This is a genomic window from Aeromonas sp. TS_SC_11, assembly GCF_057318915.1.
On record NZ_CM170470.1, the window covers coordinates 3,515,160 to 3,541,114 of the forward strand.

At 54.0% G+C, this 25,955-nt stretch carries 23 protein-coding genes; 6 read left to right on the forward strand and 17 right to left on the reverse strand.

Annotation, left to right across the window (positions count from 1 at the left end; all coding sequences use genetic code 11):
- The first annotated feature begins 128 nt into the window (after positions 1-128).
- The 3 genes from AC1P02_RS16285 to AC1P02_RS16295 all read left to right on the forward strand — a co-directional run bounded on the left by AC1P02_RS16285 (position 129) and on the right by AC1P02_RS16295 (position 2,447).
- Positions 129-266, forward strand: coding sequence for a hypothetical protein (locus AC1P02_RS16285; RefSeq protein WP_485185473.1), 138 nt, complete (start codon positions 129-131; stop codon positions 264-266).
- Between the two features lie 778 nt (positions 267-1,044).
- A complete protein-coding gene (locus AC1P02_RS16290; RefSeq protein WP_485182666.1) occupies positions 1,045-1,446 on the forward strand; it encodes a hypothetical protein in 402 nt (133 codons plus the stop codon).
- Positions 1,447-1,508: 62 nt separating this feature from the next.
- Complete coding sequence (locus AC1P02_RS16295) at positions 1,509-2,447, forward strand: DUF2971 domain-containing protein (protein WP_485182667.1); 939 nt, start codon at positions 1,509-1,511, stop codon at positions 2,445-2,447.
- Positions 2,448-2,747: 300 nt separating this feature from the next.
- Here AC1P02_RS16295 and AC1P02_RS16300 read toward each other — a convergent pair whose 3' ends face one another.
- The 8 genes from AC1P02_RS16300 to AC1P02_RS16335 all read right to left on the reverse strand — a co-directional run bounded on the left by AC1P02_RS16300 (position 2,748) and on the right by AC1P02_RS16335 (position 8,502).
- The gene (locus AC1P02_RS16300) at positions 2,748-3,950 is read right to left on the reverse strand and encodes a zonular occludens toxin family protein (protein WP_485182668.1); all 1,203 of its coding nucleotides are present in this window, start codon (positions 3,948-3,950) and stop codon (positions 2,748-2,750) included.
- Positions 3,951-4,265, reverse strand: coding sequence for a DUF2523 family protein (locus AC1P02_RS16305; RefSeq protein ID WP_265432641.1), 315 nt, complete (start codon positions 4,263-4,265; stop codon positions 3,951-3,953).
- A gap of 3 nt (positions 4,266-4,268) precedes the next feature.
- Positions 4,269-5,522, reverse strand: a complete 1,254-nt coding sequence (locus AC1P02_RS16310; protein ID WP_485182669.1) for a hypothetical protein — start codon at positions 5,520-5,522, stop codon at positions 4,269-4,271.
- A 202-nt stretch (positions 5,523-5,724) separates the two neighbouring features.
- Positions 5,725-5,949: a Flexible pilin gene (locus AC1P02_RS16315; RefSeq protein WP_155602669.1), complete on the reverse strand. Its 225-nt coding sequence runs from the start codon at positions 5,947-5,949 to the stop codon at positions 5,725-5,727.
- A 298-nt stretch (positions 5,950-6,247) separates the two neighbouring features.
- A complete protein-coding gene (locus AC1P02_RS16320; protein ID WP_059167776.1) occupies positions 6,248-6,568 on the reverse strand; it encodes a hypothetical protein in 321 nt (106 codons plus the stop codon).
- Between the two features lie 32 nt (positions 6,569-6,600).
- Positions 6,601-8,106 carry a replication initiation factor domain-containing protein gene (locus tag AC1P02_RS16325; RefSeq protein WP_485182670.1) on the reverse strand — a complete coding sequence of 502 codons (1,506 nt, stop codon included), beginning with the start codon at positions 8,104-8,106 and terminating at the stop codon, positions 6,601-6,603.
- The gene (locus tag AC1P02_RS16330) at positions 8,103-8,264 is read right to left on the reverse strand and encodes a hypothetical protein (RefSeq protein ID WP_265432639.1); all 162 of its coding nucleotides are present in this window, start codon (positions 8,262-8,264) and stop codon (positions 8,103-8,105) included. The genes AC1P02_RS16325 and AC1P02_RS16330 overlap by 4 nt, the downstream gene beginning before the upstream one ends.
- Positions 8,251-8,502 (reverse strand): hypothetical protein, encoded by a 252-nt coding sequence (locus tag AC1P02_RS16335; RefSeq protein WP_485182671.1) that lies wholly within the window; start codon positions 8,500-8,502, stop codon positions 8,251-8,253. Before AC1P02_RS16335 ends, AC1P02_RS16330 begins: the two co-directional genes overlap by 14 nt.
- A gap of 125 nt (positions 8,503-8,627) precedes the next feature.
- Here AC1P02_RS16335 and AC1P02_RS16340 point away from each other — a divergent pair, with 125 nt between their 5' ends.
- The 3 genes from AC1P02_RS16340 (at position 8,628) to fabA (ending at position 11,687) form a co-directional block, all read left to right on the forward strand.
- Entirely contained in the window at positions 8,628-9,020 is a 393-nt protein-coding gene (locus AC1P02_RS16340; protein WP_485182672.1) for a helix-turn-helix domain-containing protein, read from the forward strand.
- A 49-nt stretch (positions 9,021-9,069) separates the two neighbouring features.
- Positions 9,070-11,046 carry a Lon protease family protein gene (locus AC1P02_RS16345; RefSeq protein WP_485182673.1) on the forward strand — a complete coding sequence of 659 codons (1,977 nt, stop codon included), beginning with the start codon at positions 9,070-9,072 and terminating at the stop codon, positions 11,044-11,046.
- Between the two features lie 80 nt (positions 11,047-11,126).
- Positions 11,127-11,687, forward strand: coding sequence for a 3-hydroxyacyl-[acyl-carrier-protein] dehydratase FabA (fabA, locus tag AC1P02_RS16350; protein ID WP_005315696.1), 561 nt, complete (start codon positions 11,127-11,129; stop codon positions 11,685-11,687).
- 73 nt (positions 11,688-11,760) lie between these two features.
- Here the strand turns inward: fabA and rmf are convergent, their stop codons facing one another.
- The 9 genes from rmf to AC1P02_RS16395 form a co-directional block, all read right to left on the reverse strand.
- Positions 11,761-11,940, reverse strand: coding sequence for a ribosome modulation factor (gene rmf / locus AC1P02_RS16355; protein ID WP_005315693.1), 180 nt, complete (start codon positions 11,938-11,940; stop codon positions 11,761-11,763).
- 159 nt (positions 11,941-12,099) lie between these two features.
- Positions 12,100-13,734, reverse strand: coding sequence for a DUF3466 family protein (locus AC1P02_RS16360; protein WP_485182674.1), 1,635 nt, complete (start codon positions 13,732-13,734; stop codon positions 12,100-12,102).
- An 8-nt stretch (positions 13,735-13,742) separates the two neighbouring features.
- Positions 13,743-15,653, reverse strand: coding sequence for an ATP-binding cassette ATPase Uup (uup, locus tag AC1P02_RS16365; protein ID WP_234576623.1), 1,911 nt, complete (start codon positions 15,651-15,653; stop codon positions 13,743-13,745).
- Between the two features lie 72 nt (positions 15,654-15,725).
- Complete coding sequence (locus tag AC1P02_RS16370) at positions 15,726-15,965, reverse strand: glutaredoxin family protein (protein ID WP_099993245.1); 240 nt, start codon at positions 15,963-15,965, stop codon at positions 15,726-15,728.
- Complete coding sequence (gene rlmKL, locus AC1P02_RS16375; protein WP_198315500.1) at positions 15,965-18,160, reverse strand: bifunctional 23S rRNA (guanine(2069)-N(7))-methyltransferase RlmK/23S rRNA (guanine(2445)-N(2))-methyltransferase RlmL; 2,196 nt, start codon at positions 18,158-18,160, stop codon at positions 15,965-15,967. The genes AC1P02_RS16370 and rlmKL overlap by 1 nt, the downstream gene beginning before the upstream one ends.
- Positions 18,161-18,908: 748 nt before the next feature.
- Positions 18,909-19,445 (reverse strand): cell division protein ZapC, encoded by a 537-nt coding sequence (locus AC1P02_RS16380; protein ID WP_021138728.1) that lies wholly within the window; start codon positions 19,443-19,445, stop codon positions 18,909-18,911.
- An 87-nt stretch (positions 19,446-19,532) separates the two neighbouring features.
- Positions 19,533-20,543 (reverse strand): quinone-dependent dihydroorotate dehydrogenase, encoded by a 1,011-nt coding sequence (gene pyrD, locus AC1P02_RS16385; RefSeq protein ID WP_485182675.1) that lies wholly within the window; start codon positions 20,541-20,543, stop codon positions 19,533-19,535.
- Positions 20,544-20,589: 46 nt separating this feature from the next.
- Entirely contained in the window at positions 20,590-25,431 is a 4,842-nt protein-coding gene (locus AC1P02_RS16390) for an NAD-glutamate dehydrogenase (protein WP_485182676.1), read from the reverse strand.
- A gap of 278 nt (positions 25,432-25,709) precedes the next feature.
- The gene (locus tag AC1P02_RS16395) at positions 25,710-25,931 is read right to left on the reverse strand and encodes a DUF2835 domain-containing protein (protein WP_005315647.1); all 222 of its coding nucleotides are present in this window, start codon (positions 25,929-25,931) and stop codon (positions 25,710-25,712) included.
- Positions 25,932-25,955: the final 24 nt, after the last annotated feature.

Sequence of the window (25,955 nt, forward strand, 5' to 3'; positions counted from 1 at the left end):
TCGTTTCTGTGAGGCAGGTCACATATTGGGATAAGGGTACAAATATCCCACCTGTCTATAAACGGCTTATGCGTATGGCATCTGGGCGGGAGCTGCCCACGATCTTCAAGGCCTGGGAAGGCTGGCGAATGGCGAATGATTGCCTCGTCTCTCCAACCGGAGTGAGGTTCGACAGACGAAGGATCGAGGCCCTGGCCATCATCCAAGTGGAACGATCCGAAAGGCAAATGGCCGCGTTCTACTGGCGGAAGAAACTAGGTTTATAGAAGTCAAAGAAGCCGGGTGAAAACCCGGCTTCTATCGTTTAGTGATGTGACAAGGCTTACAGCAGTGGATACATCCGTTGACCTGAGGATAGATTTTTTCAGCAGCTTTCATCGCCGCCAATGCACTTGGAAAGAGCCCAAGATAGTAAAGCAGGTAGTCCAGTGGGAGATTGTAACAGTCGCCCCTGTGAACCTCATGATCACCGTTGGGTTGTGGTTGTGAGTTCACATAGTAAAGCTCATCAAAAACAGACATGTGCATCCTTGCTCATAGTATCTATGTATAGAGTAACACTCCAAATACAAGGGACAATATGATCGGGCTAAAGAAGCCGAGTTCAATCTCGGCTTTTATCGTCTAGCGTTGCAGCAGTGGATGCATCCGTTGACTAGAGGATAGAGTTTCTCAGCAGCGCTTAACGCTGCCAATGGACTAGGAAAAAGTCCCAGGTAGATCAGCAGAGAGTCCAGTGGTAGATGGTCACAGCTCCCCCTATGAACCTCATGATCCCCATTGGTTTGTGCTTGTAGGTTCACATAGAAAAGCTCATCAAAAACAGACATACATATCCTTGCTCAAGGTAGCTATCTGTAGAGTAACACTATTAATACAAGGGACAATCTCAGCAGTAGAAAAGGCTTTCTACTGGCGGAAAAAGCTAGACAGGAGAGGGGGCTAAAAACCCCTTTGCGGTTACGCGTGTAAACTTGTAATACGCTGATAGTACATGCAAAATCGGCCCAATCTATGCGCCGCGATTACATTGGGGATGGGCAAATGAGGTTTGATACTGGTCATGGCCAGCACACAGCAAGCATTTCTGGCCAAGTGATCAAAAGTAAACTTATCGGTGCTTTCAATTCTGAAGGATGCAGCGCTTGGGTTCGCAGCGTCAAATCCCTCATAGAGAGCCTGGAAGGGAAGTCCTTCTGCCTACTAATCGATACCAGAGATTACAAGGGAGGAACTGACGAAGCCCTTAGCATCGCTAATGACTTCAACGGCTGGCTCAATGGCCAGAAGATGGTGGCAAAAGCCCACGTCATCACATCCCAAGTGCTTCACGAGATCGCTATAAAGCGAGTGCCTAAGATACAGCACCAGAATGTGAAGACCTTCAAGAGCATCGAAGATGCCATGACCTGGCTAACTGAGCAGTTAGAGCAGGCCGAGCAGTAGCATGATGAATTCCCCCCGTATTACTATACGGGGGGGCCGCAACATTCAACCAAAGGGAAAAAATGAGAACTCTGTACAAGTATTACAGCCACCTGCCAAAAGAATACTTCCTTGACCCATCGATTAAGCTGACACCTACCTCACAACTTAATGACCCTTTTGAAAGTATAATTTCTCAAGATATTTTTGATTACATAAATACAGATGATGAGCTAAAGGTCGAAACACAAAAGTACATGGAAAGATGGAAATATGACAGAGCAGAATTAACATCACATATATTAAAATGCTTAAATAACTGTGGAATTGTTTCACTATCAGAAACACCAAGAAATTTATTAATGTGGGCTCACTATGGTAACCAACACAAAGGGATCTGTATTGGATATAAAGAGAGCCTCTTTGATAATCACCTGAGAGATAATGAAGCAGAGGGAGAAGATGAACTCCCGTATTTCCACAGACCAATAAAAGTAAACTACGACTCAACCAGATTGGCACCCAATGAAACAAAAATCCTAAAATACGACAATAAAACCATAATATACAACATGTTAACCCATGTGCTGACAACGAAAAGTGATGAATGGATTTATGAAAAGGAACATAGATGCATTGTCCCAATATATTGGTCAGATGCCTTCATAACAACAAAACCCATGTTCAAAACCCGAGAGCCAGAAAATGGAATGGTGAGACTAAGCACAAAAGAATGCATTTATTATGCGATAGAAGGAAACATGTATAAATTTGATGACGGTGATGATAAATACATAAAGCTGTTATCAATGGAAAGAACGGTTCTGTTAAAAAGAATTGCAAGTGAGGACATAGAGAGTTTATATTTTGGTTGCAAAACAGACATTAGATATATACATGAAATATTACAGTTAATTGAAAACAACAAAGATAAACTGGGACATATAAAAGTATTTTCCTTTACGCCAAATCCGTCTCGGTTTGCTCTTGATGTTGAAACGTGCATAAAAAACAAAGTGTAACCATAAGACCTTGAGAACAGCTTGTCTTCGACAGGGGACAAAGGCAGTCACCACACGCGCCCCATAGCCTTCGGCTGGTTGCTCTGACTGGGGCATTAAAGACGGGTTTAGCAGGGAAGGGGGGTGATACAGTCTCGGGGCCATATCTGCGTGTTCCGCCGCGAGACTTTAGGGACCAAATTAGCATCAAGGGGCGGCTTGTAGGGGCTACCGCCCCCGTCCTTTGGGGCTTATATATCCGTATTTAACATAAATAATGACGTGTCGCGGTTAGGTTTTTATACCCGTTCACATTTATAGTTATGACCGGTCATCCGATGGCGCGTTTTTGGTATCGCCGCCGGCGAAGAGGGCAGCATTGTATTTCCGGCGCAGGGTATCCCCATCAGGGTCGCAATACACATCCACCGGCTTGCCCTGGTACTTCACCACCGCATGACAGCCGCTTACAGCATCCACGCTGGCAAGCTCATCCGGCCAATCATCGCTATAGAGCGGCTGCACCGCGTCACCCTTGCGCAGTGAGAAGCAATACTCAACGCGATACTCGCCCCGGTGATCCTTCACCAGGACATGACAGCTAATGATGATCCGATGCCCAGCGAATGGCCCTACAGAAAGAACCCCGCCAGGAGACGCAGCAGGAGCGCCGCCAGGACGTACCCCATCAGTGGGAGCACCATCCACCTCCCCAGGAACCGAAGAGGCGTCAGCAGCAGCCTGAGAGGCCTTAGCAGGAGCATCAATATACTCAGGCTTGATGAAGCCAAAGAATACACAAAACCCCCACACCGCCAGAAAAAGAAGAATTTTAGGGTCTCGTAATACCGAGCTACCCGCGATTGTATCCGAGACTTTACCGGTTGTAGTCGAGTCATAAAGTTTGAAAACATACTTGGGCACCTTATTAAATGGCTTGGCTTGCAATACGTCAGACATGGATGAACCAGAGTTATCCGAGAGGTGTAATACCGTCTTGTAACGACCACCTATCCCCAATATCGCCATATTGGTATGGCGAATGGCTGTTTCGGCAGCGGCTCGGATTACCTGGTGCACCTTTTTGATGTTCGGAGTCGTAAATACAAAATCCCAGTTATGGTGACGGTGCATATCAAAGGCCACGTCTATTGTTTCCGGTCGCCCATCATTTTTAGCTGCATCCGGCCCACCTGGATAATCCAGCCGGTCTAAATCAGTCTGCCGCCAGGAAGGTGGAAATATCCGTTGCACCTCATCGACCAAGAAGAACACGCCCTTGGGTGCCCAGTGATAGAAGCGAGCGAAATGATCCCGTCCCTCCTGGGATTCGGTTTCGATATACGTTACCTGGAAGTCATCGGGGACGGCCTTGCCCAGTACCTCCCTGCACCGCTCAGCCGTGAAGCCGCGCACGTTGGTAACGATATGACGGCCAGCCTTGATGGCGGGCATCACATCGGTATGAATGGCCCCTGAGGACTTGTAGGAGCCTGGAGCGCCGTGGTGGATCTTGATAGACATTTACCACCCCATCATATTGAGCATGAAGCGGGTAACAAACGCCTGGGTGAGGATGGTTAGCCCTTTGTCCAAGTGAATGTATAACAGTATCCCTTTCATGGTCGGCGGCAGGGAATTAAAGGACGACGACAGCAATTCACTAAAGTGAACGTTCACCAATATTTCCTTGGCAACGTCCCAGGTAAACGTCAGCAGAAAGAGTTTGAACTCTACCCACTGCACCGCCAAGCGGATGGCCAGCCACGCGCCAAACTGCACCGCCAATTGATATATATCGGCGAAAAACGAATTAAAGAACTCTCCAAGCCATTCCATACATCACCTCTTAAATATGATCATCAGCGCAATGAAATAGAACACAAACATCATTATCGCGGCGAGCGTCTGCCAGTAGTCCCCCGTTGGCGGACAAACCGAATAGGTTTTTCCCTGGTGACTGAATAAATCAAGGCACTCCATCGGGTCAGCAGAACCGGACAGGCTAAAGGTAAAGACCTTCTGCACATCGCTAGAAATAGTCGTGTATTTGTCTGTCAGCGACTTGTTGGCATCATCGAGTTTCTTTTGCATCGCAGGCACATCAAAGAAACAGTCTTTTCCCTGGCAAGCCGAATTATATTTACTGCCCTGGACTGCAAGGGGGTTATCACCGGATCCAGGCATTTTGCTGTAATCAATGTCACTACCCTCACCATCGCCACTACCTGAGCCACTACCATCACCCCCAGCACCGCCGTTCCCTTTGAGTATTTCGGCAATCGCTTTGATATTGCGGTTCATTTCAATACTGTTATTCCGCAACTCTTGAGACGTAGTCCAATGAAAACTACTAAATGTGGTATCAAGGTTATGAACGCTCTCTTTTATACTGCCAACATCATATTGATACCCCCTGACTAACTCATAAAAGTTTCCCCCTTCATTGTTTTGGGCGAAGTTAGGGCCAAACGTATTAAGATGAAATTGTTTCAGTTCATCATACAATTTTGAGTCATCCCCATCTTTGTCCCCGCCAGGAGATGAAGAACCTAAAGAATCAAGTTTAGTGTTTATTGCATTCAAATATTCATTAGATGTATTAATTCCACCCAAAAGCTCAGCGCTGTTATTTTTAGTCTGAAGAACATCATTAGACATTTTATCCAAATGGTAGAGAGCTGTTTTCATATCCCTAGCAAATGATTCAGCACTATGAGTAATAGAATTAATGTTATTAGAATCCCGCTTAGTGCCATCCATCAACTGACGAAAAGCAAGACCAAGGTTTTTATTTAGTTTAGCAACGGAACCAGAAACAGAAGTCCCAGTGGCATCACCGATAACGGGCTGGAAGTCAAGCCAACCATCAATTGGTTTAGTTCCTGAAGGCCCCTCACCAGGAGTCTTACCACTGCCATCCGAATCGCCATCACCGCTGCCATTATCTGACAAGCTACAAGCCGAACCCGTTGTTTCAACAGGCCCCATAGTGTTAGCTAAAGGCAACTCTACGCAAACACCCTTACAATCAACGAGACAGCCACCTAATTCAGAACCTTCAAATTTAAGGCAAACAGGAAGACGTGTCGCCATAGTGACATTACCCAATGGAACACCAGTAGGACACCCCATAACAGCGAATGCAAACGATGGAAAAAATAATAAAAGCCAACCTATGCGCACACAGCCCCCAATATGAAAAAAGGCGACCGAAGCCGCCTTAGATTGAAAAGGATGTTCGCCATCCCTCGACAAAGAACAGAAACCACAATGTCCCGATTAGCAGGGACACGGCTTAGGCTTTGCGCATCAGGCTGATCAGGATACCGACACCCACCACAGTGGCCACCACCATCATGACCTTGGGAGAGGTGCTGTTAACGTCCGCGAGCGCGGTATCCAGAGCAGCCCCCGCAGCAGCGGCAGAGCCTTCACCAGCAGCATGAGCAGCACCGGCAGCAGACAGGGAAGCGACAACAGCGATGCAGCCGTTGCGGAACAGACCATTGATTTTTTGCATTTATTTATCCTCGTTTTGCACCAACAATGACACGGGCAATAGCGCCCAATTTGAGGCCAGCGACCCAGATGATTAATCCAAAGCCAAAGGCCATCGTTACCGTGGATGTATCGAATTCAAACCAGCTCGATATATCCGTTAATTTGGTGTGCTCCTGGACAGTCAAGAGCACGTATTGACAGGCATCCCCCTCAGCAAGGCGGGCATATCCCTCAGAGGTAATATTTAAACAAAGCATTATCGCGCCCTCGTCGTCGCTCGCTGCGCGCTCTCGCTCCTCCTCCTCGTTGCGCGGCGGTTATACTGGCTTTTTGGTAGGCTGGAAGCCAACAACAACGTTGCGGGTCGGATTCTGGGGATCCGCTTCCAGGATAAGATCCACCGCTACCAATTTAGGGCAGTCGGCCAGCTCTTTAATAGTCGGTGAATCATTGCGCAGGGCCAACTGGCGAACCTCATAGCCCCAGGAGGTGATATTGCACTCCGGCTTGTTTACGTTATTGGCTACCGCCAGATATTCCACCTGGGCGAAGTCATAAGGCACAGGCGCGCCAGATTTACGGGAAACGCCATAACCATGAGTCACACGAGTGACCAGAACACCAGTTAGCAGAGACATATTATTTACCCTTTCTTTGAAGAACCTGATTTTTAGGTCGATACCAAATTATGTGCACCCGATAAAATCTCAGGTGGCAGCGGCATTCTTAACCGTGCGGGAATATCATCCTCTCCCAGGTGCGCAGTTAATTGGTTAACAATCTTCTCTGGGGCTAACCCCTCAATGTTTGCTAACCAATTGACAAGGCGGCCTGCCATCCGAGACATATTAAAAACGGCATTGTCCCTGGACGTTTTGAATTTATTCTTAAACGTGGTCACACGAACCGGCACAGTATCTTCCTGGGAAACTGCATCCAGCCATTTAGCAAATTGCGGATACATCCCCGAAAAATAGGGGTCAGGGTTTACCAGGACGTCCAGTGGAATAATTCTATCCTTGTTGTGTAATTCGCCTTCGGCGCGAACCCAATTAGGATGCTCCTCAGACTGCATCTGTTTTCCCTTTTCATATATGCGAGCGCATTTACCGTTTATCCGGCTACCCACATAAAAGGAACATCCCTTAGTCGGCACCATGCCAAAGCGCTTGGCGATACCCTTGGATATTTCGGAGATCACGAACTCACCTGATTCGATTTTCATCCAGGAAGGCGCACGGCCCCGTTGCGGATGAAACTCGCCAGCCTCAGCGGCAGTGATCGCGCCCTGGTAACTGATGTGGTCGCCGCTGTAATCGTCCAGGGCCAAATCCACCCGCGTGATCCGCACCGATGGAATGTGAGAGATAACAGAGTGCAGAGCCTGGAAGTCCAGGGCCGCACAACCCACACCGGAAAAACTGACCATGCAACCGTGGTTAGCTGCACCCCAACCAATCAGGCCGCAGGGGAGGCCATCACACAGCAGGTCAGCCGAATTGGCGTAGCCATGCAGACCGGAGCGGCGAGGGCGCATAGTGAAGCGCGGCTCAGGAATGGGAACACCGATGCGGGTATTCAGCTCCTCCAACCATGTCTCCAGTTCGGCGCAGCAGAGGGTGTCCAGGAACTGGACGCCGTAGCTGTCGATCAAGTCGTTATACGCTTCCCAATACTTGGCACCCTCGACCACCTCAAATTCGGAGAACTTGAGCAGGTCAGCGCAGACGGCTTTGAGCTCTTTGCGCATGTCGGCCCGGGATTTGTAATTGGAGTGCAAGGCCCGCTCCATCATTTCGGTCATGGACGGGGTAAAGACGGGGGCAGGGGACTTGGCTATGCCTTTGAGGCTCACCCGTTCGGAGGCCTTGTCGTATACCCGCGCCACGGTCGCAGAGGCAGGGGCAACGCCCAACCGCTCAGCCTTGTCATAAAGCCGTTCTGTCACCTTGTCGAAACGGGCGAGGGGAGCAAAGCCCACCGGACGCTTCCACAGGTAACGCAGCCCCTCAACGGGCGGGGCAGACAGCGCCGCCTGGATGGCCTTGTTCTGGGTATCGAAGCGGGGGATGGCCTTCAACAGGGCACCTTGCTTGGCTAACTCAACCATCTGGCGCAACTCGGTAGGCGCCCAGGTGAAGGAGAGATAATCGATAAGGGTCTTATGGCCGCTCATAGCTGCTTGTCCCAGGAAGTAGCCACCAAGCAAACCAGGGTAGCCAGCAGGCAGAGCACCAGGAGCAGACCGAAGCCGACAACAAAGGGCTGGACGCTCACATCCAGCTTGTCGCCGATAACCCCATTTATCGGCATCACGGATCTATGACCAGTCATCGAAAAACACTCCCTGGTCATAGAAGTCTTGCCATGTGTCCTGGGTCACCTCGACCAGCTCAAATGCCGTATCGGGGTAGGTCATGGACAGGTAGATCCGCATTTCATGCAGGTCGCGAAACATCTCAACCTGACCCGCCACACAGGCGGAGTAATCGCCGGTCGGTTCTGCCTGCCAGTAAACCTTGCGCTCTGTGAGTGCGGGCAGATCCTGGTTTTGTGGGCTAGAGTAGGTCATGGGTTAGTCAGCAAGTTTATGAACTGATTGCATTAGATCAGTTAATTAGCGCACTGACAACCGAGGCATCTGGGCAAAAAATGAGTATGATGGGCCGATTGTCTAACCACTCAGGAGACAGAAACATGGACTCTAAAACGCTGATCCAGGCCTACATGAGGGCCAAAAAGTTCAGCCAATACCAGCAAGTGGCTGCCGAGTTAGGTTTTACCAAGTCGCACATCTCCAGCCTGACCACTGGCAAGATGCAACTGACTGATGCGACTGCAAAAAAGATTGCCGAGGATATTGGCCTGGACGTGCAAGAAGTGCTGTTAAGTCTGGCCGCTGTCAGGGAGACAGATCCCGAGTTGAAAAAGGCCTGGTATGACATCCTGGCGAAGTACACCAAAGGAGCCGGAACGGCTGTAGCCCTTATGGCTGCGGTGTTCCTGACCCCTAGCCACGGGCATGACCTAACCGCGCATAATGTATATTATGTTAAATTGAATATCTTGTTTTCTGTTCCCATAAATTGAACTGTGTATAATGGAAACAAATGATCCTATCTCCGACCGGATATCTTAAGTGGCTGAATTAACATCAGAACAACTAAAACCCGCTTTCACGATTGAACAGTTCCCTGCACTTAGTGAGCTAGAACCCATTCCCTTCGCCGCCTTGCAACCCAGAGTGATTTCCGGCATCAAGCGCCTCGCCAGTTTTGATGGTGATTGCCCGGTCATGCTGCTCAATGGTTTCCCCGGCGCTGACTATGAAGGTGTGTGCCAGACATTGATCGCCGCCTCCAATGGCAAGGATGGTGACCTGTTTGATCTCTGCTATACGGAAAACCTGAACAACCCGTTCAAACCGATCTGGTTGCGTCTGCAACCTGGTACCGGCATCGAGTTTTGCGAAATGGTTGGCGAACTGCTCAAACTGATGAGCCACCATCTGGATGCCGAGCGTCTGGTCACTCGCATCATGCGCAAGCAGAACAACGATCCCAAGATCGATGACTTTCTTTCCGATCTGGCGGCCCATGTGGCTCAAGGACTCGAATTCCAGCACCCTGTGCTCATCAACCTGCTGATCCACCATGAAGATCAGGAAGCTCCGGTGATTTATGGCCGGGATCTGAACTGGGATACCCTGTTCGGCTCCATCAACTATCAGACCGAACAAGGCTCTGTTTACGCCAACCAGCATCTGCTGGAGCCGGGTCTGTTGCGTCAGGCCAATGGCGGCTATCTGATATTGCAACTCGACGAGCTGCTGGATCAGCCCCACCTCTGGTTCAAGCTCAAGAATGCCATTCAGAAAGGCGAACTGGACTGGAATGCCTATCAGGAAGGCAAGACCCTGACTCCCTTCTTTACTCCGGAAGCGACCCCTATCAAGCTCAAGCTGATCCTGGTCGGTGACCGCCTCGAGGTATCCGAGTTCCAGATGCTGGACAGGGACATGTCCGAGCGCATCTTCCTTCGTGCGGATCTGGTATCAGAGGTCAACATTGATGAAGACCTGCCTGAATTTCTGCAGTATCTGGCATGGTTACGCGAGCGTTGGACACTGCTGGACTTCACCCCGGCCGCCCTCGCCGCCCTCTGTCGCCATGCCAGTCGCCTGTGTGACCATCAGGAGTGGCTCTCTCTGTCCGAGATACAGCTCAGTGCCATCATGCGCATGGCGGACAGCCTGGCCCGCGAAATGGAAGCCGAAACCGTGACTGATGAGCATATCCGGTTGGCCCTTGAAGAGCAGGACTACCGCCTGAATTATCTGGTTGAACAGTCTGATCAGGGCGTCATTGACGGCCAGATCCTGTTGCAAACCGATGGTGAAGAGATCGGCCAGATCAATGGTCTGTCCGTCATTCAGGTCTCGGGTCATCCCTATGATTTTGGCGAACCTGTACGTCTCACCGCGACCGTGCACCTGGGCGATGGCGACATTGCGGATGTCGAACGAAAAGCTGAGCTGGCTGGCCATATCCACGCCAAGGCGATGATGATCATTCATGGTTATCTCTCCAACAAATTTGGTGCAGAAACCCCCTCTCCGCTCTCTGCCAATCTGGTGTTCGAGCAGTCCTATCATGAGATCGATGGTGACAGCGCCTCTCTGACCGGCCTGTGCGCTCTCCTCTCTGCCCTCGCCCGCCAGCCCATCTATCAACACTTTGCCGTCACCGGCGCGGTCGATCAGTTCGGCAATGTGCAGGCGGTAGGTGGTGTGAACGAGAAGATTGAAGGCTTCTTCCGGGTGTGCAAGATCCATGGCATCACAGGTAAGCAAGGTATCATTCTGCCGGGCACCAACATCCAGCAGTTGAACCTATCCGACGAGGTGATTGCCGCCGTCGAAGCAGGTCAGTTCCACATTCATCCGGTGGACCATGTGGAAGAGGCTATCGAGCTGCTGACTGGCTGCGTAGCGGGTGAACCGGACATGCCGGATACCCTGTTTGGCCGGATCCAGCAGCGACTGGACGAGCTGAATGGCACCGCGTTCAAGGGGGGCTTGATCCGCCGCCTGCTGGGCCGGTTGTTCAGCCTGTAATAAAGAAGAGATCGGAGTTGTTTAGCGCACAAGTGTACGCTAAATTGGCCCGGCTTTGACCCATATGAAGGATAAACAGCGTGACCGTAGACAATACCACCATTGATCCCCGCCTTTCCCTGTGTGAACAAGGCAAAGACTCGTTTACCCGTGAAGAGCTGCTCGCCTGCAGCCGTGGCGAATTATTTGGTGAGGGTAACAGTCAGCTGCCCGCCCCCAACATGTTGATGATGGATCGCATCGTCAAGATCAACGACAACGGTGGTGAGCATGGCAAGGGCGAGATCCTGGCAGAGCTCGATATTACGCCGGACCTCTGGTTCTTTGACTGCCATTTCCCGGGTGACCCCGTTATGCCAGGCTGTCTGGGTCTGGATGCAATGTGGCAACTGGTCGGCTTCTTCCTCGGCTGGAAAGGCGGTCCGGGTAAAGGCCGTGCACTGGGTGTAGGTGAAGTGAAATTCACTGGCCAGATCCTGCCGACCGCCAAGAAAGTGACCTACAAGATCACCTTCAAGCGTGTCATCAACCGCAAGCTGGTCATGGGGATCGCCGATGGCGTCGTGGAAGTCGATGGCCGTCCCATCTATAGCGCCAGCGATCTGAAAGTAGGTCTGTTCAAAGATACCACTGCATTCTGATCGACTGATTTAGTGGTAACGTAAAGGGGCCTCAATGGCCCCTTTCCTTTTGTAATGAGTGATGAAGTACCAATTACTTCATGAAGAGGCCTGAACCCCGCCCTTCCATGGCGTCTCGCCAACCACCAAGCCAATGCCCTCGGGCATCCAGGCATTGGTACGGACACGCTTCTTTCTGTTTGCCGACCACGCCAGCCTGATAACCACGAGCGCGAGCTCTTTCCAGACGGTCCCGTTTTTGTCTCTTCATCATCTACGACCCTCTTCGTGGAACAAAAAAAGCGACCAATTTTTCATCGGTCGCTTTCATCTTTACCCCACGAGATGGGCAGGGTCAAACAAAAAATGTCATGCTATCCGGTCATTGTGACACAAGACACTGAACCACATTAATTTTTAGTGACATCCCATTTTATCGTTGGTAACGGCGCAGCCAGGTAAACGGCAGGGCCAGCAGCGTCAGCCAGAACAGGCTGCCACCACCACTGCCACCATCCTGACCAGTCTGGTTATTGACCGGCGCATTCGCGACCACATAGCTTGCAGGCTCGTTGTTCTTGTAATCGGCAACGGCTGGCGTCAGCTTCACGCTAACGATGGTGGAATTGGTACGATTGTTGAGATCGCTCTCGCTGTTATAGCGAAAAGCCGTCGCAGCGACAGTACCATCCGTGCTGATGCCGCTGGCATACGCGATGTGGTAGTAGTAGCCGTTCTGGGCACACTGCTTGGCACCCGCATCATCCAGCCCGCAGATGAGGTCGTTCAGATACCAATTTTTGCTGGTTGCAGCATTGAGCAGGAAACCTTCCTGCATGCGGTTGGTGCCATTGACCACAGGTTGGGTCTGGTGACGAGAATCACGCCAGCCCACGACCATGTTGTGGTTGTTGATGGCGGCAGCTTCCGAGCCTGCACCGCTGATTGGGCTGTCTTGCAACGGTACACTCGCCGTCTGTTTGGTGTTCAAGTTGAACACAAACATCTCGACCGGGCGGTTTTGACCCTTGTTGATGCGATAGCGCTGGTTGCCAATCACATAACCGTTGTCATTGACCCCCACAGCCCAGCTGTGTTGCAGCTTGGCGTCATCCTTGCCCGGCTCGCCTTCGGCCAGCGGTATGGTCTGGGTGGTACCGACCTTGCCACCGGCCAGATCTAGCGTCCAGTATGCCGCCAGGTTGCGGCCATCCAGGTAGTTGCTGCCAATTTCACCGGTGGAGGAGTAACCCACACCGAACAAACTGCCATTGACGTTGGCGACCCCGAGGGCAGACGCCGTCTGGATCACTTCGTTACGGCCACGGGAATACTCGTTGGCCTGGATCAGCTTGTTGAAGGTGCCTGTGCTGTTGAGCAACCAGAAGCTGGCCTGGGTGTTGAGGCCCGGGCAGTAGCGGTAGTCGCCATACTGGCCGTCGTTACCGGAGAAGCACCAGTTGTAGGTCTCGGAATTGACGGCAATGGTCTTGCCGGTGGCAGCGGTGCCGGTCACTAGGTACTGGCCGTTGTCCAGCTTCTTGATGCTGGTCGGTACGCTCAGGCTGTGGGTGCTGGCGCCATCCTTGAGGTTGACGGCGTTGCCTTCCTCGACGATGGCAAATGCGGTGCGCAGCTTGCCATCCATCTTGTAGCCCACGCGAGTGCCCGCTACGTCACCCAAAGCGGTAACCAAGCCATCAGTTTCGTTGCTGACTAGGTCACCCACGTTGCTGCGCTGATCGGTTTTGGCCAGAAAGTCGACACGCCACTGATACGCAAAGTTGCTCTTGTCGTTCCAGAAGGCGTTGCAAACCGAGTTGGAGAGCATGCAGCCCTGCTCAAAACGGAAACGATCGACCAGGAAGTCAGTAAACCGCACAGTCGAGAAGTGCTCGGCCATGTCGTTTTTGGTGTTGATCCCGACGAGCCCGTTGCCATCGGCACTGATCGCGCTGGCGAATCCCTTGTCAGACCCGTCGACAATGGTGAAAAAGGGGCTTTGTGCCGCCTGGGCGTGCAGGCTGGCGCTGACCAGAATGGCCAGCATGGATAATTGCTTTTTCATCTACTTCCTTAGTCCTGATGTTTCAACGCTTCCAACTCCTCCCAACGGGAGAAGGCTTGTTCCAATGCAGCCTCTGCTGCATTCAGGGCATCCAGTTTGAGCTGGGTTTGATCGCTCGGCAACGCGAAGAAACCGGGATGGTTTACCTCTGCCTGCAGGGCATTCAGCTCAGTCTCCAGCTGTTCCAGTCGGGCTGGTAGATTATCCAGCTCCAGCTGCAACTTGTAAGAGAGTTTTTTGACTTTAGAGGCAGTAGGGCTTGCCACAGCGACAGGCTCTGGCGTTTTGACCTGAGCCGCTTTTGCCGCCAGCTGAGTGCTCTGCTGGGCCCGCGTCGCCATCATGTCGGCATAACCGCCCACGTAATCGCTGATACGTCCATCCCCTTCAAACAACCAGCAACCTGTCACTGTATTGTCGATAAAGCGACGATCGTGGCTGACCAGCAACAGGGTGCCAGGATAGTCCGCCAGCAGCTCTTCCAGCAATTCCAGCGTTTCGACATCCAAGTCGTTGGTTGGTTCATCGAGGATCAGTAAATTACTGGGCTTCAAGAACAATTTGGCCAACAGTAAACGGTTTTTTTCGCCCCCTGACAAGGCTTTCACAGGGGTACGTGCCCGCTTGGGTTCAAACAGGAAGTCCTGCAGGTAACCCAGAATGTGACGGGAGCGGCCGCGCACCATCACTTCCTGCTTGCCCTCCCCCACGTTGTCCATCACCGTCTGCTCGGGATCGAGCTGATCGCGATACTGGTCAAAATATGCAACTTCCAGCTTGGTGCCCCCCTTGACCAAACCACGGCTGGGCTCGAGTTGGCCCAGCAACAGCTTGATGAGGGTTGATTTGCCGCAACCGTTGGGACCCACCAGGGCGATCTTGTCGCCACGCAGCACCTGCAGATCCAGCCCCTGGAACAGAGTACGATCGCCAAAGTCCAGCCCCAGCCCTTCGGTTTCGAACACCAGCTTGCCAGAACGATTCACATCGTCCATTTGCAGCTTGGCCTTGCCCTGCAGCTCGCGACGCTGGGAACGCTCCATCCGCATCGCCTCGAGGGCACGTACCCGGCCTTCGTTACGGGTACGGCGCGCCTTGATGCCCTGACGTACCCACACCTCTTCCTGGGCCAGCTTGCGATCGAACTCGGCATGTTGCAGCTCTTCAACCCGCAGTGCCTCTTCCTTGCCCTGCAGATATTCGTCGTAGTTGCCAGGCCAGGAGGTGATCACGCCGCGGTCTAGATCGATGATCCTGGTCGCCAGCTTGTGGATGAACTCCCGATCGTGGGAGATGAAGACGATGGCGCCGCGAAAATCCTTGAGGAAATCTTCCAGCCAGTTGATGGCTTCGATATCCAGGTGGTTGGTCGGTTCATCGAGCAGCAGCAGATCCGGATCGCAGGCCAGCGCACGGGCCAGGGCCACTTTACGCAACCAGCCACCGGACAGGCTGTCCAGGGTTGCGTCGGGATCGAGGTTCAGCAGGGTCAACACCTGGCTGATGCGGGTCTCGAACTGCCAGCCATTCTGATAGTCGAGCTGTTCTTGCAGATCGCTCATGATGCGTATGTTGGCATCGCTCGGATCGTGGGCCAGCTCCATGGAGATATGGTGATACTGCTTGAGCAGCTCGCCGACGCCGGCCAGCCCTTCGGCCGTGTAGTCAAACACAGTGAGGTCACTCGATGCAGGCGGATCCTGCTCGAGGCGAGTCACTTTCAGATCCTGCTGCTGTACCATGCGCCCGTCATCGAGCGGCAGTTCGCCGGCAATGATCTTCATCAGGGTGGACTTGCCCGCCCCGTTGCGCCCGACCAGACAGAGACGCTCACCGCGCTCAATGCTGAGCTCGGCATTGTCGAGCAGCGGGAAATCACTGAACGACAGACAAGCGCCGTGCAATGTTAATAAAGCCATGTTTCTTCCTTATTACCTGATGAAAAAAGCGGGGCCAGATACTCTCTGCCCCCCCTTTTTCTCTATTCGTGCTCAGCCGTGACTGGCCTGCGCAGTTACCCAGACACCGAGCTCTGCCAACGTAAAGGGCCAGCCCAGTTCGCGACCGGCCTCATCGCGCAGCACCGGAATGCGTACCCGATAAGCGGCGAGCCATTCGGCATCATTGATGATGTCGCACTGGCGGGTCTGGCTGGCCAATCCGGCCTCCTCCACCAGCTGCCATGCCTGTTCGCACAGGTGGCAGCCGTCAGTGTGAAACAGGGTCAGCATCAAGCCTCCGCTGGCGCCTCGGCGTGGGTGATGATCCAGCAGTTGTGGATATGCTGGTTACGCTCGAAGTCCTTCGGTCGGGTCTGCTGGGTGATATTTCGAGCCTTGAGACCCGCAGCCTCGAGCCCGGCCAGGTCCATCTTGAAGTGACGCTTGTTGTTGGAGAACACCAGGGTGCCATCGGCCGCCAGCAGGCGCTTCAAGTGCTGCATCAGCAGCAGGTGATCGCGCTGCACGTCGAAGCTCTCATCCATCCGCTTGGAGTTGGAGAAGGTGGGCGGATCGATGAAGATGAGGTCGTACTGATCGTCCGCTTCAGACAACCACTTCAGGCAGTCAGCCTGCACAAACTTGTGCTGACGGCCCACCAGCGAGTTGAGACGCATGTTGTCCTGCGCCCAGTTCAGATAGGTGTGGGACATGTCGACCGTGGTGGTCTCGCTGGCACCGCCCAGACCCGCATGCACTGTGGCACTGCCGGTATAGGCAAACAGGTTCAGGAAGCGCTTGCCCTTGGCCATCTGGCCCAGCATGCGGCGAGTCTGACGGTGGTCAAGGAACAGGCCGGTATCCAGATAGTCGTAGAGGTTGACCCAAAGACGGGCACCGTACTCCTGCACTTCCATCCGGTGCTGCTCTGCGGCGAGCTTCTGATACTGCTGTTTGCCCTCCTGACGCTCGCGCACCTTCAGGATCACCTTCTCGCCGTCCATGCCGGTCACCTTGATGGCGGCCTGCACCATGTCGAGCAGACGCTGGCGAGTTTTCTGGGCGGGGATGTCTTTGGGCGCGGCGTACTCCTGCACCACCAGGTAATCCTGATAGCGGTCGATGGCGGCATTGTATTCCGGCAAGTCCGCATCGTAGAGGCGGTAGCAGTCGATGCCCTCTTTGCTCGCCCATTTCTCGAGGGTTTTAAGATTCTTGCGCAGACGGTTGGCAAAGTCCTGCGCCACCTCTTTCTGGGAGGCCACGGAGTCCAGCGCAATCTGGTAGTTGCGCAACTGACACTCGAGCGCCCCGTTGAACAGACGATATTGCTTGTCGGCACGCAGACGCAGACAGCTCAGCAGCTCGGGCGAGGCAGAGAGAATAGAGACGCGCCAGCCCTGGAAGCCACGACGCAAGGCATCGCCGAGTGCCTGATGCACTTCGAGCAGGGCCGGAAACTCGCCGAGACGCTCGCCATAGGGCGGGTTGGAGATAAGCATGCCGACTTGACGGGCTTCCTCCTGACTCGCTTCCCCTTCAACAACGGCTGGCATCGGCAGCGGATTTTCAAGCTGGGTCACATCGGCTTGCTTGAAGGTGATGAGGTGGGCCACACCGGCCGCCTTGGCGTTGTCGCGGGCTTTCATGAGCACACGGGGGTCGGCATCGCAGCCAAACAGCTTCACTTCACAACGCTGCATGCCACGCTTGGCGCGCACCTGGGCTTCCATCATCAGACTCTGCCAGAGTTCGCTGTCGTGTTGCAGCCAGCGATCGAAACCGAAGCGCTCGCGGCGCAGCGCCGGCGCCATGTCGGCGGCGATGAAGGCCGCTTCGATCAGCAAGGTACCGGAACCACACATGGGGTCCATCATGGGCTCACCGGCCCAGCCGCTACGGGCAATCATGGCACAGGCCAGGTTCTCTTTGAGCGGTGCTTCGCCTGTGCCCTGACGATAGAAACGTTGGTGCAGCGCCGGGCCTGACAAGTCCAGCGTGATATTGGCCTTGCCTTTGCCCAGATGCGCCATGATGCGAATATCCGGCGCCTTTTTGTCCACATCCGGGCGCACATGACCGCGTTTGGTGAAGCGATCAACGATGGCATCCTTGATCTTCAGCGCACCGTACTGGGTATTGCGAATGGCGGGGTTGGTACCGGTAAAGTCCACCGCTATGGTGGAGGTGCCGGAGAAGTGCTCTTCCCAAGGGATAGTGTGGGCGCCCAGATAGAGATCCAGATCGTCGTTCATCTGGAATTCGGACAGCACCAACACGATGCGGGAAGCAAAACGGCTCCACAGACAGGCCTTGTAACCAATGGCCAGTTCGCCTTTGAAGTGAACGCCAGCAACAGTCTCACGGACCTGCTCTGCGCCCAGTGTAGTCAGCTCGTCGGCCAACAGGTTTTCCAGCCCCTTGGGGCAGGTTGCAAAAAATTCTTTCATCACGCTCACGGGGATGCCATAAAAATAGTGCCGCATTATACCTTAAGAGCCGATCCGGAGCAGCAAAAGCTTCGCGCTGGCGCGACAGACAGGTACAGGCCAGCTTGCTCACCACCCCCCATTTATCTGACATACGCAAGAAGGCTTGGCCAATTGACATATAGGAACCTGATGGAGATGTGATGCTCATGTGGGTCAGCTTGTGGGTCAGCTTGTGGGTCAGCTATAGACGAGCGGTCATCAGATGATCCCGGATATTCATTGCCTCGTCAGAGCAAGACGCTAGGTAATGGTATCTATATCCAGGTATGAATGGCCCACCGTTCTTCACACTAATTGCCATATCTGACAGGCGTCAAACAAGGCTCATTGCGTTATTATCTTTCCGACAGAGCAAGTCCTTTCTGTAACCCCGTGTTTTGCCCTCCCGTTATCGTCCGTAAACCGGGAGGGCAATTTTTTTGGGTGCAGCCTGGCGATAGCCTATTTATACCGGACTGTCATATCTATCAGGTTTCAGAAGAAACAATTCCCTCTAACATGACCCGGCTGTTGAAACAAACCATCCATTCCTTCTGTCGTGTGTGTTTTACGCCCTCTTATCCTGTTTGGTAGGAGGGCTTTTTTGTGGGCATAACATGAGAGGCAAAAAGTACTATGGCGCGACAGAAAAGGGCTATTCACCAAATAGGAGGGGCATTGAGGAGCAACAACAAAGGGGGCAAAAAAAATATCGGACGAGCAAAATCAGACTAAATATTAAGCACGTTTACTTGGATGGGTATCAGCTCACCTGACGGTATTGTGTCTGGGTTGCAACTCTGGCGGTCATGCGGTTGTTCATCACCTTGATCACACCAAAGCGCGGTAGGATCTTGCTGGTAGTCAGTATCAGATCCTCGGTCAGATTGAGGCACACGCTGGCCTGTTCACCAGCTTCGATCACCATGAACTCCCCCTTGCCATGAGGTGTATTCATGCACACCAAGGATCCGGTTTCAGGAATAATAAAGGGGTGGACCTCACCAAAGAACCAGCTTTGTGGCATCAGCGGTTTATAAAAGCGACTGACAGCGATGGCATTGAGTACCAGCTGGACCTGATGTGGCGTACTCCAGTCGAGTTCGACAGCTTTGTCCATCAATTGATAATAGAGGGCGGCATCGTCCACGCAAAAAGGCTGGGTGGTGAAGGAGCTGGGCACCAATTGTCGCCCTTTATATTCAGTAGCGAATATCATGCGATCGGATAAGTCCAGCATCAGACGATCATCATGAGCATCATAATGCCACTGCCAATTGTCATTGGGTTGGATACACATGGGGGTGCCCTTACTGAAAGTCGTTACTCGACTTTATTCCATGTCGAAAATTTCAGCAACTTTAAATAAAGGGCACCCGTTTATTTCTTAAATATGAGTCACAATTTCTTTGACCAGACTTGGGCCCTTATAAATAAAGCCGCTATAAATCTGGACCAGACTGGCACCCGCAGCGAGCTTCTCCCGCGCAGCCATGGCGCTGTCGATACCCCCGACCCCTATGATGGGCAGAGCACCGTCCAGTGCCTTGGCCAGCTGACGAATAACCTCTGTGCTCTTGTGCTGCAACGGACGCCCACTGAGGCCACCGGCTTCACCGGCATGGGGCATGTCATAAATCATCTCCCGATCCAGGGTGGTATTGGTGGCAATAACGCCATCGATCCCGTTTTTGATCAAAGATGCTGCGACCTGATTAATTTCATCCAGACTCAAGTCCGGTGCAATTTTAACGGCGAGCGGCACGTACTTTTTATATTGGGCGGCCAGCTCTTGCTGACGCACTTTGAGGGCTGCGAGCAACTCATCGAGGGCATCACCGTATTGGAGCGAACGCAGGCCCGGAGTGTTGGGGGAAGAGATATTGACGGCAATATAGCCAGCATGATCATAGACCTTGTCCATGCAGATCAGATAATCGTCCTTGCCCTGCTCTATGGGAGTGTCCTTGTTCTTCCCGATATTGATGCCGATGACACCCTGGTATTTGGCTTTCTTGACCTGCGCCACCAGATGATCGACACCCTTGTTGTTGAATCCCATGCGGTTGATGATCCCCTCTGCCGGAATAACCCGGAACAGACGGGGCTTGTCATTGCCACTCTGGGGTTTGGGGGTGACGGTACCGACTTCTATAAAGCCAAACCCCATGGCCCCAAATGCATCGATGCACTCCCCGTCTTTATCCAGCCCGGCTGCCAATCCGACCGGATTGGCAAAATAAAGCCCCATGACAGTGACGGGGCGTTTGGGCAATGCATGGCGGAAGAAACAATCAAGTGGCGTACCGAGAAGGCGGGGCAAATATTTGATGGAGAGATCGTGTGCCTGTTCAGGATTGAACTTGAACAAGAAATGCCTGGCGAGGGGGTACAACATTTTTGCTCCTTAAAAAAGCCCCGGCAACTGGCCGGGGCTTTCGGGGTTATGCCGAGGTTCGGCAATTCAACTGGAGCAGGTTCAACTCTCGCAAGGCCACCGAGAACTTGGCGAACTCGTGGGTACTTGTGGTCTTGAAGTCGGCCAACATATGGGTCCAACGGGACAAGAGTTGCTCATGCTCCGAAATCCAGTCGGCCAGTATGGTAGCGCATTCTCCCTGCTCTTTGCACCCTTCCAGTACCACAGATGTGAGACTGCGTTGCTGCCAGTCCAGATCTTCACGGAACGATGCCCGTGCCATTGCCTGCCAGTGGTTGCCTACCGGCTGATGGTTGATCTGCTCAAGGAACCAGTGCAGATCGAGCTTGGCACCGAGACGATAGTAGACATTGGCGGCACGCAGTATGTCGGTCTTGTGCTCAGCGGCAATCTGCGCCAGATCCAGGCTGGAGAAGAGACTGCTCATATGGGCCACCTGACGGGCGATGGACTCGGGCACTTGTCTGGCCACCAGGGCTGCCACGGCCTGGCTGTGCTCTACCACTTCACTCTCGTCCATCACCTCGTAGAGGTGCGAGCCCAATGTCTCGAACGCCGGACGGAAGAAGGCGATGTTCTCAGCGATGCTCCAGCTGCGATTGCGGGCACGCAGGAACCAGCGAGTAGCACGACGCACAATGCGGCGGCTGTAGAACATCAGCTCGAGCTGGGTCTGGGCATCCACCAGGTTGTCACACGCTTCGATGTCACGCCACAGGGCCCCTAGGCCAAACACCTCACGGGCCATGGCGAAGCAGCAAGCCACTTCCGCCACAGAGGCACCGGTCTCGTCCTTCATCCGGCTGGCGAAGTTGAGCCCCATGTCGTTGACCAGCATGTTGGCCACCCGGGTCGCAATGATTTCGCCACGTAGCGGGTGCTGGGCAAGCGCTGCACCAAACTGCTGCTGCAACTTGGCCGGGAAGCTGGTGACCAACATGTTGGCCAGGAAAGGCTCCTCGGTGATCTCAGGGCAGTTGAGCTGCTCCTTGAGCACCATCTTGCCATAAGCCACCAGCACCGCCAGCTCGGGACGGGTCAAGCCCTGCCCTGCCGCCATCCGCTCGGACAGCTCCTCATCGGAGGGCAGGAACTCCAGCCCCCTATCCAGCTTGCCTTCGCGCTCCAGCCCCTGGATGAAACGTTGCTGCTCTTTCAGTTGCTCGGTGCCACGGAAACTGGTGACCGAGATGGACTGGGACTGGCGGTAGGCGTTGGTAATGACAATTTGCGCCACATCGTCGGTCATCTCATACAGCATCTGGTTGCGCTGCTTGAGGGTCATATCACCGGCAGCCACCAGCTGGTTGAGCAGGATCTTGATGTTGACCTCGTTGTCGGAGCAATCCACCCCGCCCACGTTGTCGGTGAAGTCGGTGTTGATGCGCCCACCCTGGCTGGCGTATTCCACCCGACCGAGCTGGGTAAAGCCCAGGTTGCCACCCTCACCGACGATGCGAGCACGCAGGTCGCGACCATTGACCCGCAGCACATCATTGCTGCGATCCCCCACTTCGGCGTCGCTCTCGCGGGCGCTCTTCACATAGGTGCCGATACCGCCGTTCCAGAGCAGGTCCACATTCAGGCAGAGCAACGCCTTGATCAGCTCGTTCGGGGCCATGCTGGCCTTGTCAGTACCAAGCAGTGTCTGGATCTGCGGGCTCAGCTTGATGGACTTGGCCGAGCGCAGGAAGATGCCGCCCCCTGCCGAGATGAGGTCACGGTTGTAATCATCCCAGCTGGAGCCAGGCAGTTCGAACAGGCGCTTGCGTTCGACGAAGCTCTTGGCTGCGTCGGGGGTCGGGTCGATGAAGATGTGCATGTGGTTGAACGCACCCACCAGCTGGGTGTGCTCGGAGAGCAGCATGCCGTTGCCGAACACGTCGCCGGCCATGTCACCTATGCCCACACAGGTGAAGTCGGTGGTCTGGCAGTTGATGCCGATCTCGCGAAAATGCCGCTTGACCGACTCCCAGGCGCCGCGTGCCGTAATGCCCATCTTCTTGTGGTCATAACCGACCGAGCCGCCGGAGGCGAAGGCATCGCCCAGCCAATGGCCATATTCCTGGCTTATCTCGTTGGCGATGTCGGAGAAGGTCGCCGTGCCCTTGTCGGCCGCCACCACCAGGTAGTAGTCATCCTCGTCGTGACGCACCACGGATTTGGGCGGGATCACCTCTCCCTGGATGATGTTGTCGGTCACATCGAGCAGACCGCGGATGAAGAGGCGATAGCAGGCCTTGCCCTCCTCCTGGATGACCGCGCGGGCCGCCCCCACCGGCATCTGCTTGCAGTAGAAGCCGCCCTTGGCGCCCACCGGCACTATGACGGTGTTCTTCACCTGCTGCGCCTTGACCAGACCCAGCACTTCGGTGCGGAAATCTTCCTTGCGATCGGACCAGCGCAGGCCACCACGGGCCACCTTGCCCCAGCGCAGATGCACCCCTTCCACCCGTGGCGAGTAGACGAAGATCTCGAATTTGGGCAGCGGCAACGGCATGTCGGTAATACTGGCCGGTGCCAGCTTGAAGGAGATGTAGGGCTTGATCTGCCCAGCCTTGTCCAGCTGGTAGTAGTTGGTACGCAGGGTGGCGTCGATCATCTCCACAAAGCGGCGGATGATGCGATCGTCGTCCAGATTTGCGACCTGATCCAGTTTGGCCGCCAGCTGATCATGGAGCTTGGCCTGTACCTTGGCATCTTGCTTGCCAGCAGGATCGAGGCGGTTCTCGAACAGGGTAAACAGCAGTTGGGCGATGTCAGGATAACGGGTAAGCGTCTCTTCGATATAGGACTGGCTGAAGGAGACACCGGTCTGGCGCATGTATTTTGCATAGGCACGCAGCACAGAAACCTGACGACCCGTGAGGCCGGCCCCCAGTACCAGACGGTTGAAGCCGTCATCTTCCAGCCCCTTGTTCCAGACGGCGGCGAAGGCTTCCTGGAAGCGCTGCTGGCTCTGCTCCAGATCAAAGGGCTGTTCACCGCGCAGCAGCATGGAGAAGTCGAGGATCCAGAATATATCCCCTGAAGGGGTACGCACCTGATACGGGGTCTCACCGATCACCCGCAGCCCCATGTTTTCCAACATGGGCAGCACATCGGAGAGGTGAATGGGCTCGGTGCGATGGAACAGCTTGAGGCGAACCCGGCGATCGTTCTCTTCTTCCTGAGCGCGGTAAAACAGCATGCCCAGCGGTTCGGCTTCGCTCAGATTGTCCAGCGCCATGATGTCGGCCACGGCAGATCCCGGCAGCACATCTTCCTTGTAGGCACGGGGGAAGGCGCTGCTGAAACGGCCACGCAAGGCATTGCCGCGGGCCTCGCCATAATGGGAGAGCAGCACGGAGTCGAGTCGGTCGTCCCAGCTGCGGGCCGCTTCAATCAGGTTGTTCTGTACTTCGTTCACGTCCACATCCACGTTGTTATTGTTGACCCGCACTATGTATTGGGTCCGCGCCAGCACGCCTTCGGAGAAGTAGACGTTGAACTCCACCTCTTCGCTGCTGCCGAAATATTTCTGCAAAATCTGCTGGGTCTTGACTCGCAGCGCCGTGTTGTAGCGCTCCTTGGTGACATAGACCATGCAGGAGAAGAAACGACCGTAGACATCGCGGCGCACGAACAAGCGCAACATGTCCCGCTCCTGCATCTCCAGCACACCGAGACCGGTGGCCAGCAGCTCCTCTTCACGAGCCTGGATCAACTCGTCGCGGGGGTAGGTTTCCAGCACGTTGAGCAGCGCCTTGTAGGCGTGTGAACCCTTCTCATGACCGGAAGAGGCCATGATGCGTTCCAGCCGGTGGCTGATGAGCGGGATCTGGGTAGCACTGGTGTTGTAGATGGAAGAGGCGTAGAGACCGATGAAACGATCTTCCCCTACCACCTTGCCGTGCTCGTCAAAGCGCTTGATGCCGATGTAATCCACATAGGCAGGGCGGTGGACACGGGACTTGCTGTTTGACTTGGTGAGGATAAGCAGGTCGGAGCTCAACGCTGCATGGCGGGCACTGGCCGGCATATTGCCAAGGCGCTGCCCCTCATCCTTGATAGAGTTCTTCATCAGGCCCAGGCTGGATTCCGGCAGCGGCAGTATCTCGTGATCGCCCTCCACCGCCTTGACGTCATAGCGGCGATATCCCATCAGGGTGAAGTTGTGGGCAGCGACCCACTTGAGAAAAGCCACACAGGAGTTGACCTCCTCCTTGCTGACCGGGTTCTTGCGCTTGGGCAGCTCGTCGATGATCTCGTTCAGGCGACCCAGCATGGGTTGCCAGTCCCCCACCGCCAGTGCCACTTCCCCGGCAACCGAGTTGAGCTCGGCAGCCAGCGCATCCATCTGCTCATCACCGGTCAGGTGATCGATCTCGATGAGGAAGGCGGTTTCGACCGAAGTTTGTCCGGCCGTATTGTCGAGATCCAGAATGGCGCTGATCTTGCCTTCGTTGCCACGAATAAGGTGCAGCGGCTGGTGCAGCATCATGTGCGCCGTGATGTTCAAACGCTTGAGCGCCATCCGGATGGAGTCCACCAGGAAGGGAGAATCCTGCAGTATGATCTCGACTATGGTGTGGGGAGATTGCCAACCGTGGCGGGTCAGCTCGGGGTTGTAGACCCGGATGTAGGGTTGTGTGCTGGTACGCTGGTTGAGCGCATTCCACAGGCTGAGCGCGGCGCCGTAGAGATCGCTGTCATTGCGATCGTGCAGATCTGTGCTGGCCATGTTGCCGTAGAACTTGGCAACGAAGCATTCGACCAGGGAGGCACTCTTCTTGGGCAACTTCTGATGGATCAGGCTGAGAACGTTTTCGAGCAGAACTGAGGTAGGGGCGTCTTTCAATGCCATTGCTATATTCCTTATCGGACGACATGAACCACCGACGGAAAGACATCCACCCTGGATGCCCACCGGTACAGAGTTGCTGCGAAGTGTAATGTCTTGGATCAAGGAAGGCGAGCAAAGGTGATAACGACTTGTTAAAAACAAGGGGCAGATCACGGCTTGAGCTGTGAAATATTTTGCCAATTCGGCAAAAAACAGAAAATCCCACTGGGTGATTACGGATTTACCGGATAGATAGTGACTGAAAGCAGATAATTACTCGGGATCCTGTTCGAATTTTGTTAACTTATGCGTTCCAGGCTGATAAAGCGATAATCATCCTGTGTTTTCAGCCGAAAATAGCCGTATACCCCACTGATAGTGACAAATGGCCGGATTTTTTCCAAGGCCAGCTCTATGGTGAGCCCCTGTTCGGTACGTACCACCAGCCGTCTGGCGTGCCCCTGATACATCAACAGTATGTCATCGCTACTGAGTGACAGCCGAAAGGTAAACTGCTTCAACACTGCCTCCTTCTCGATAGCGCC

Coding starts and splice junctions, on each gene's coding strand:
- AC1P02_RS16285 (WP_485185473.1), top strand. CDS start 129: ATGGCGAATGATTGCCTCGTCTCTCCAACCGGAGTGAGGTTCGACAGA.
- AC1P02_RS16290 (WP_485182666.1), top strand. CDS start 1,045: ATGAGGTTTGATACTGGTCATGGCCAGCACACAGCAAGCATTTCTGGC.
- AC1P02_RS16295 (WP_485182667.1), top strand. CDS start 1,509: ATGAGAACTCTGTACAAGTATTACAGCCACCTGCCAAAAGAATACTTC.
- AC1P02_RS16300 (WP_485182668.1), bottom strand. CDS start 3,950: ATGTCTATCAAGATCCACCACGGCGCTCCAGGCTCCTACAAGTCCTCA.
- AC1P02_RS16305 (WP_265432641.1), bottom strand. CDS start 4,265: ATGGAATGGCTTGGAGAGTTCTTTAATTCGTTTTTCGCCGATATATAT.
- AC1P02_RS16310 (WP_485182669.1), bottom strand. CDS start 5,522: ATGGCGACACGTCTTCCTGTTTGCCTTAAATTTGAAGGTTCTGAATTA.
- AC1P02_RS16315 (WP_155602669.1), bottom strand. CDS start 5,949: ATGCAAAAAATCAATGGTCTGTTCCGCAACGGCTGCATCGCTGTTGTC.
- AC1P02_RS16320 (WP_059167776.1), bottom strand. CDS start 6,568: ATGTCTCTGCTAACTGGTGTTCTGGTCACTCGTGTGACTCATGGTTAT.
- AC1P02_RS16325 (WP_485182670.1), bottom strand. CDS start 8,106: ATGAGCGGCCATAAGACCCTTATCGATTATCTCTCCTTCACCTGGGCG.
- AC1P02_RS16330 (WP_265432639.1), bottom strand. CDS start 8,264: ATGACTGGTCATAGATCCGTGATGCCGATAAATGGGGTTATCGGCGAC.
- AC1P02_RS16335 (WP_485182671.1), bottom strand. CDS start 8,502: ATGACCTACTCTAGCCCACAAAACCAGGATCTGCCCGCACTCACAGAG.
- AC1P02_RS16340 (WP_485182672.1), top strand. CDS start 8,628: ATGGACTCTAAAACGCTGATCCAGGCCTACATGAGGGCCAAAAAGTTC.
- rmf (WP_005315693.1), bottom strand. CDS start 11,940: ATGATGAAGAGACAAAAACGGGACCGTCTGGAAAGAGCTCGCGCTCGT.
- AC1P02_RS16360 (WP_485182674.1), bottom strand. CDS start 13,734: ATGAAAAAGCAATTATCCATGCTGGCCATTCTGGTCAGCGCCAGCCTG.
- uup (WP_234576623.1), bottom strand. CDS start 15,653: ATGGCTTTATTAACATTGCACGGCGCTTGTCTGTCGTTCAGTGATTTC.
- AC1P02_RS16370 (WP_099993245.1), bottom strand. CDS start 15,965: ATGCTGACCCTGTTTCACACTGACGGCTGCCACCTGTGCGAACAGGCA.
- rlmKL (WP_198315500.1), bottom strand. CDS start 18,160: ATGCGGCACTATTTTTATGGCATCCCCGTGAGCGTGATGAAAGAATTT.
- AC1P02_RS16380 (WP_021138728.1), bottom strand. CDS start 19,445: ATGTGTATCCAACCCAATGACAATTGGCAGTGGCATTATGATGCTCAT.
- pyrD (WP_485182675.1), bottom strand. CDS start 20,543: ATGTTGTACCCCCTCGCCAGGCATTTCTTGTTCAAGTTCAATCCTGAA.
- AC1P02_RS16390 (WP_485182676.1), bottom strand. CDS start 25,431: ATGGCATTGAAAGACGCCCCTACCTCAGTTCTGCTCGAAAACGTTCTC.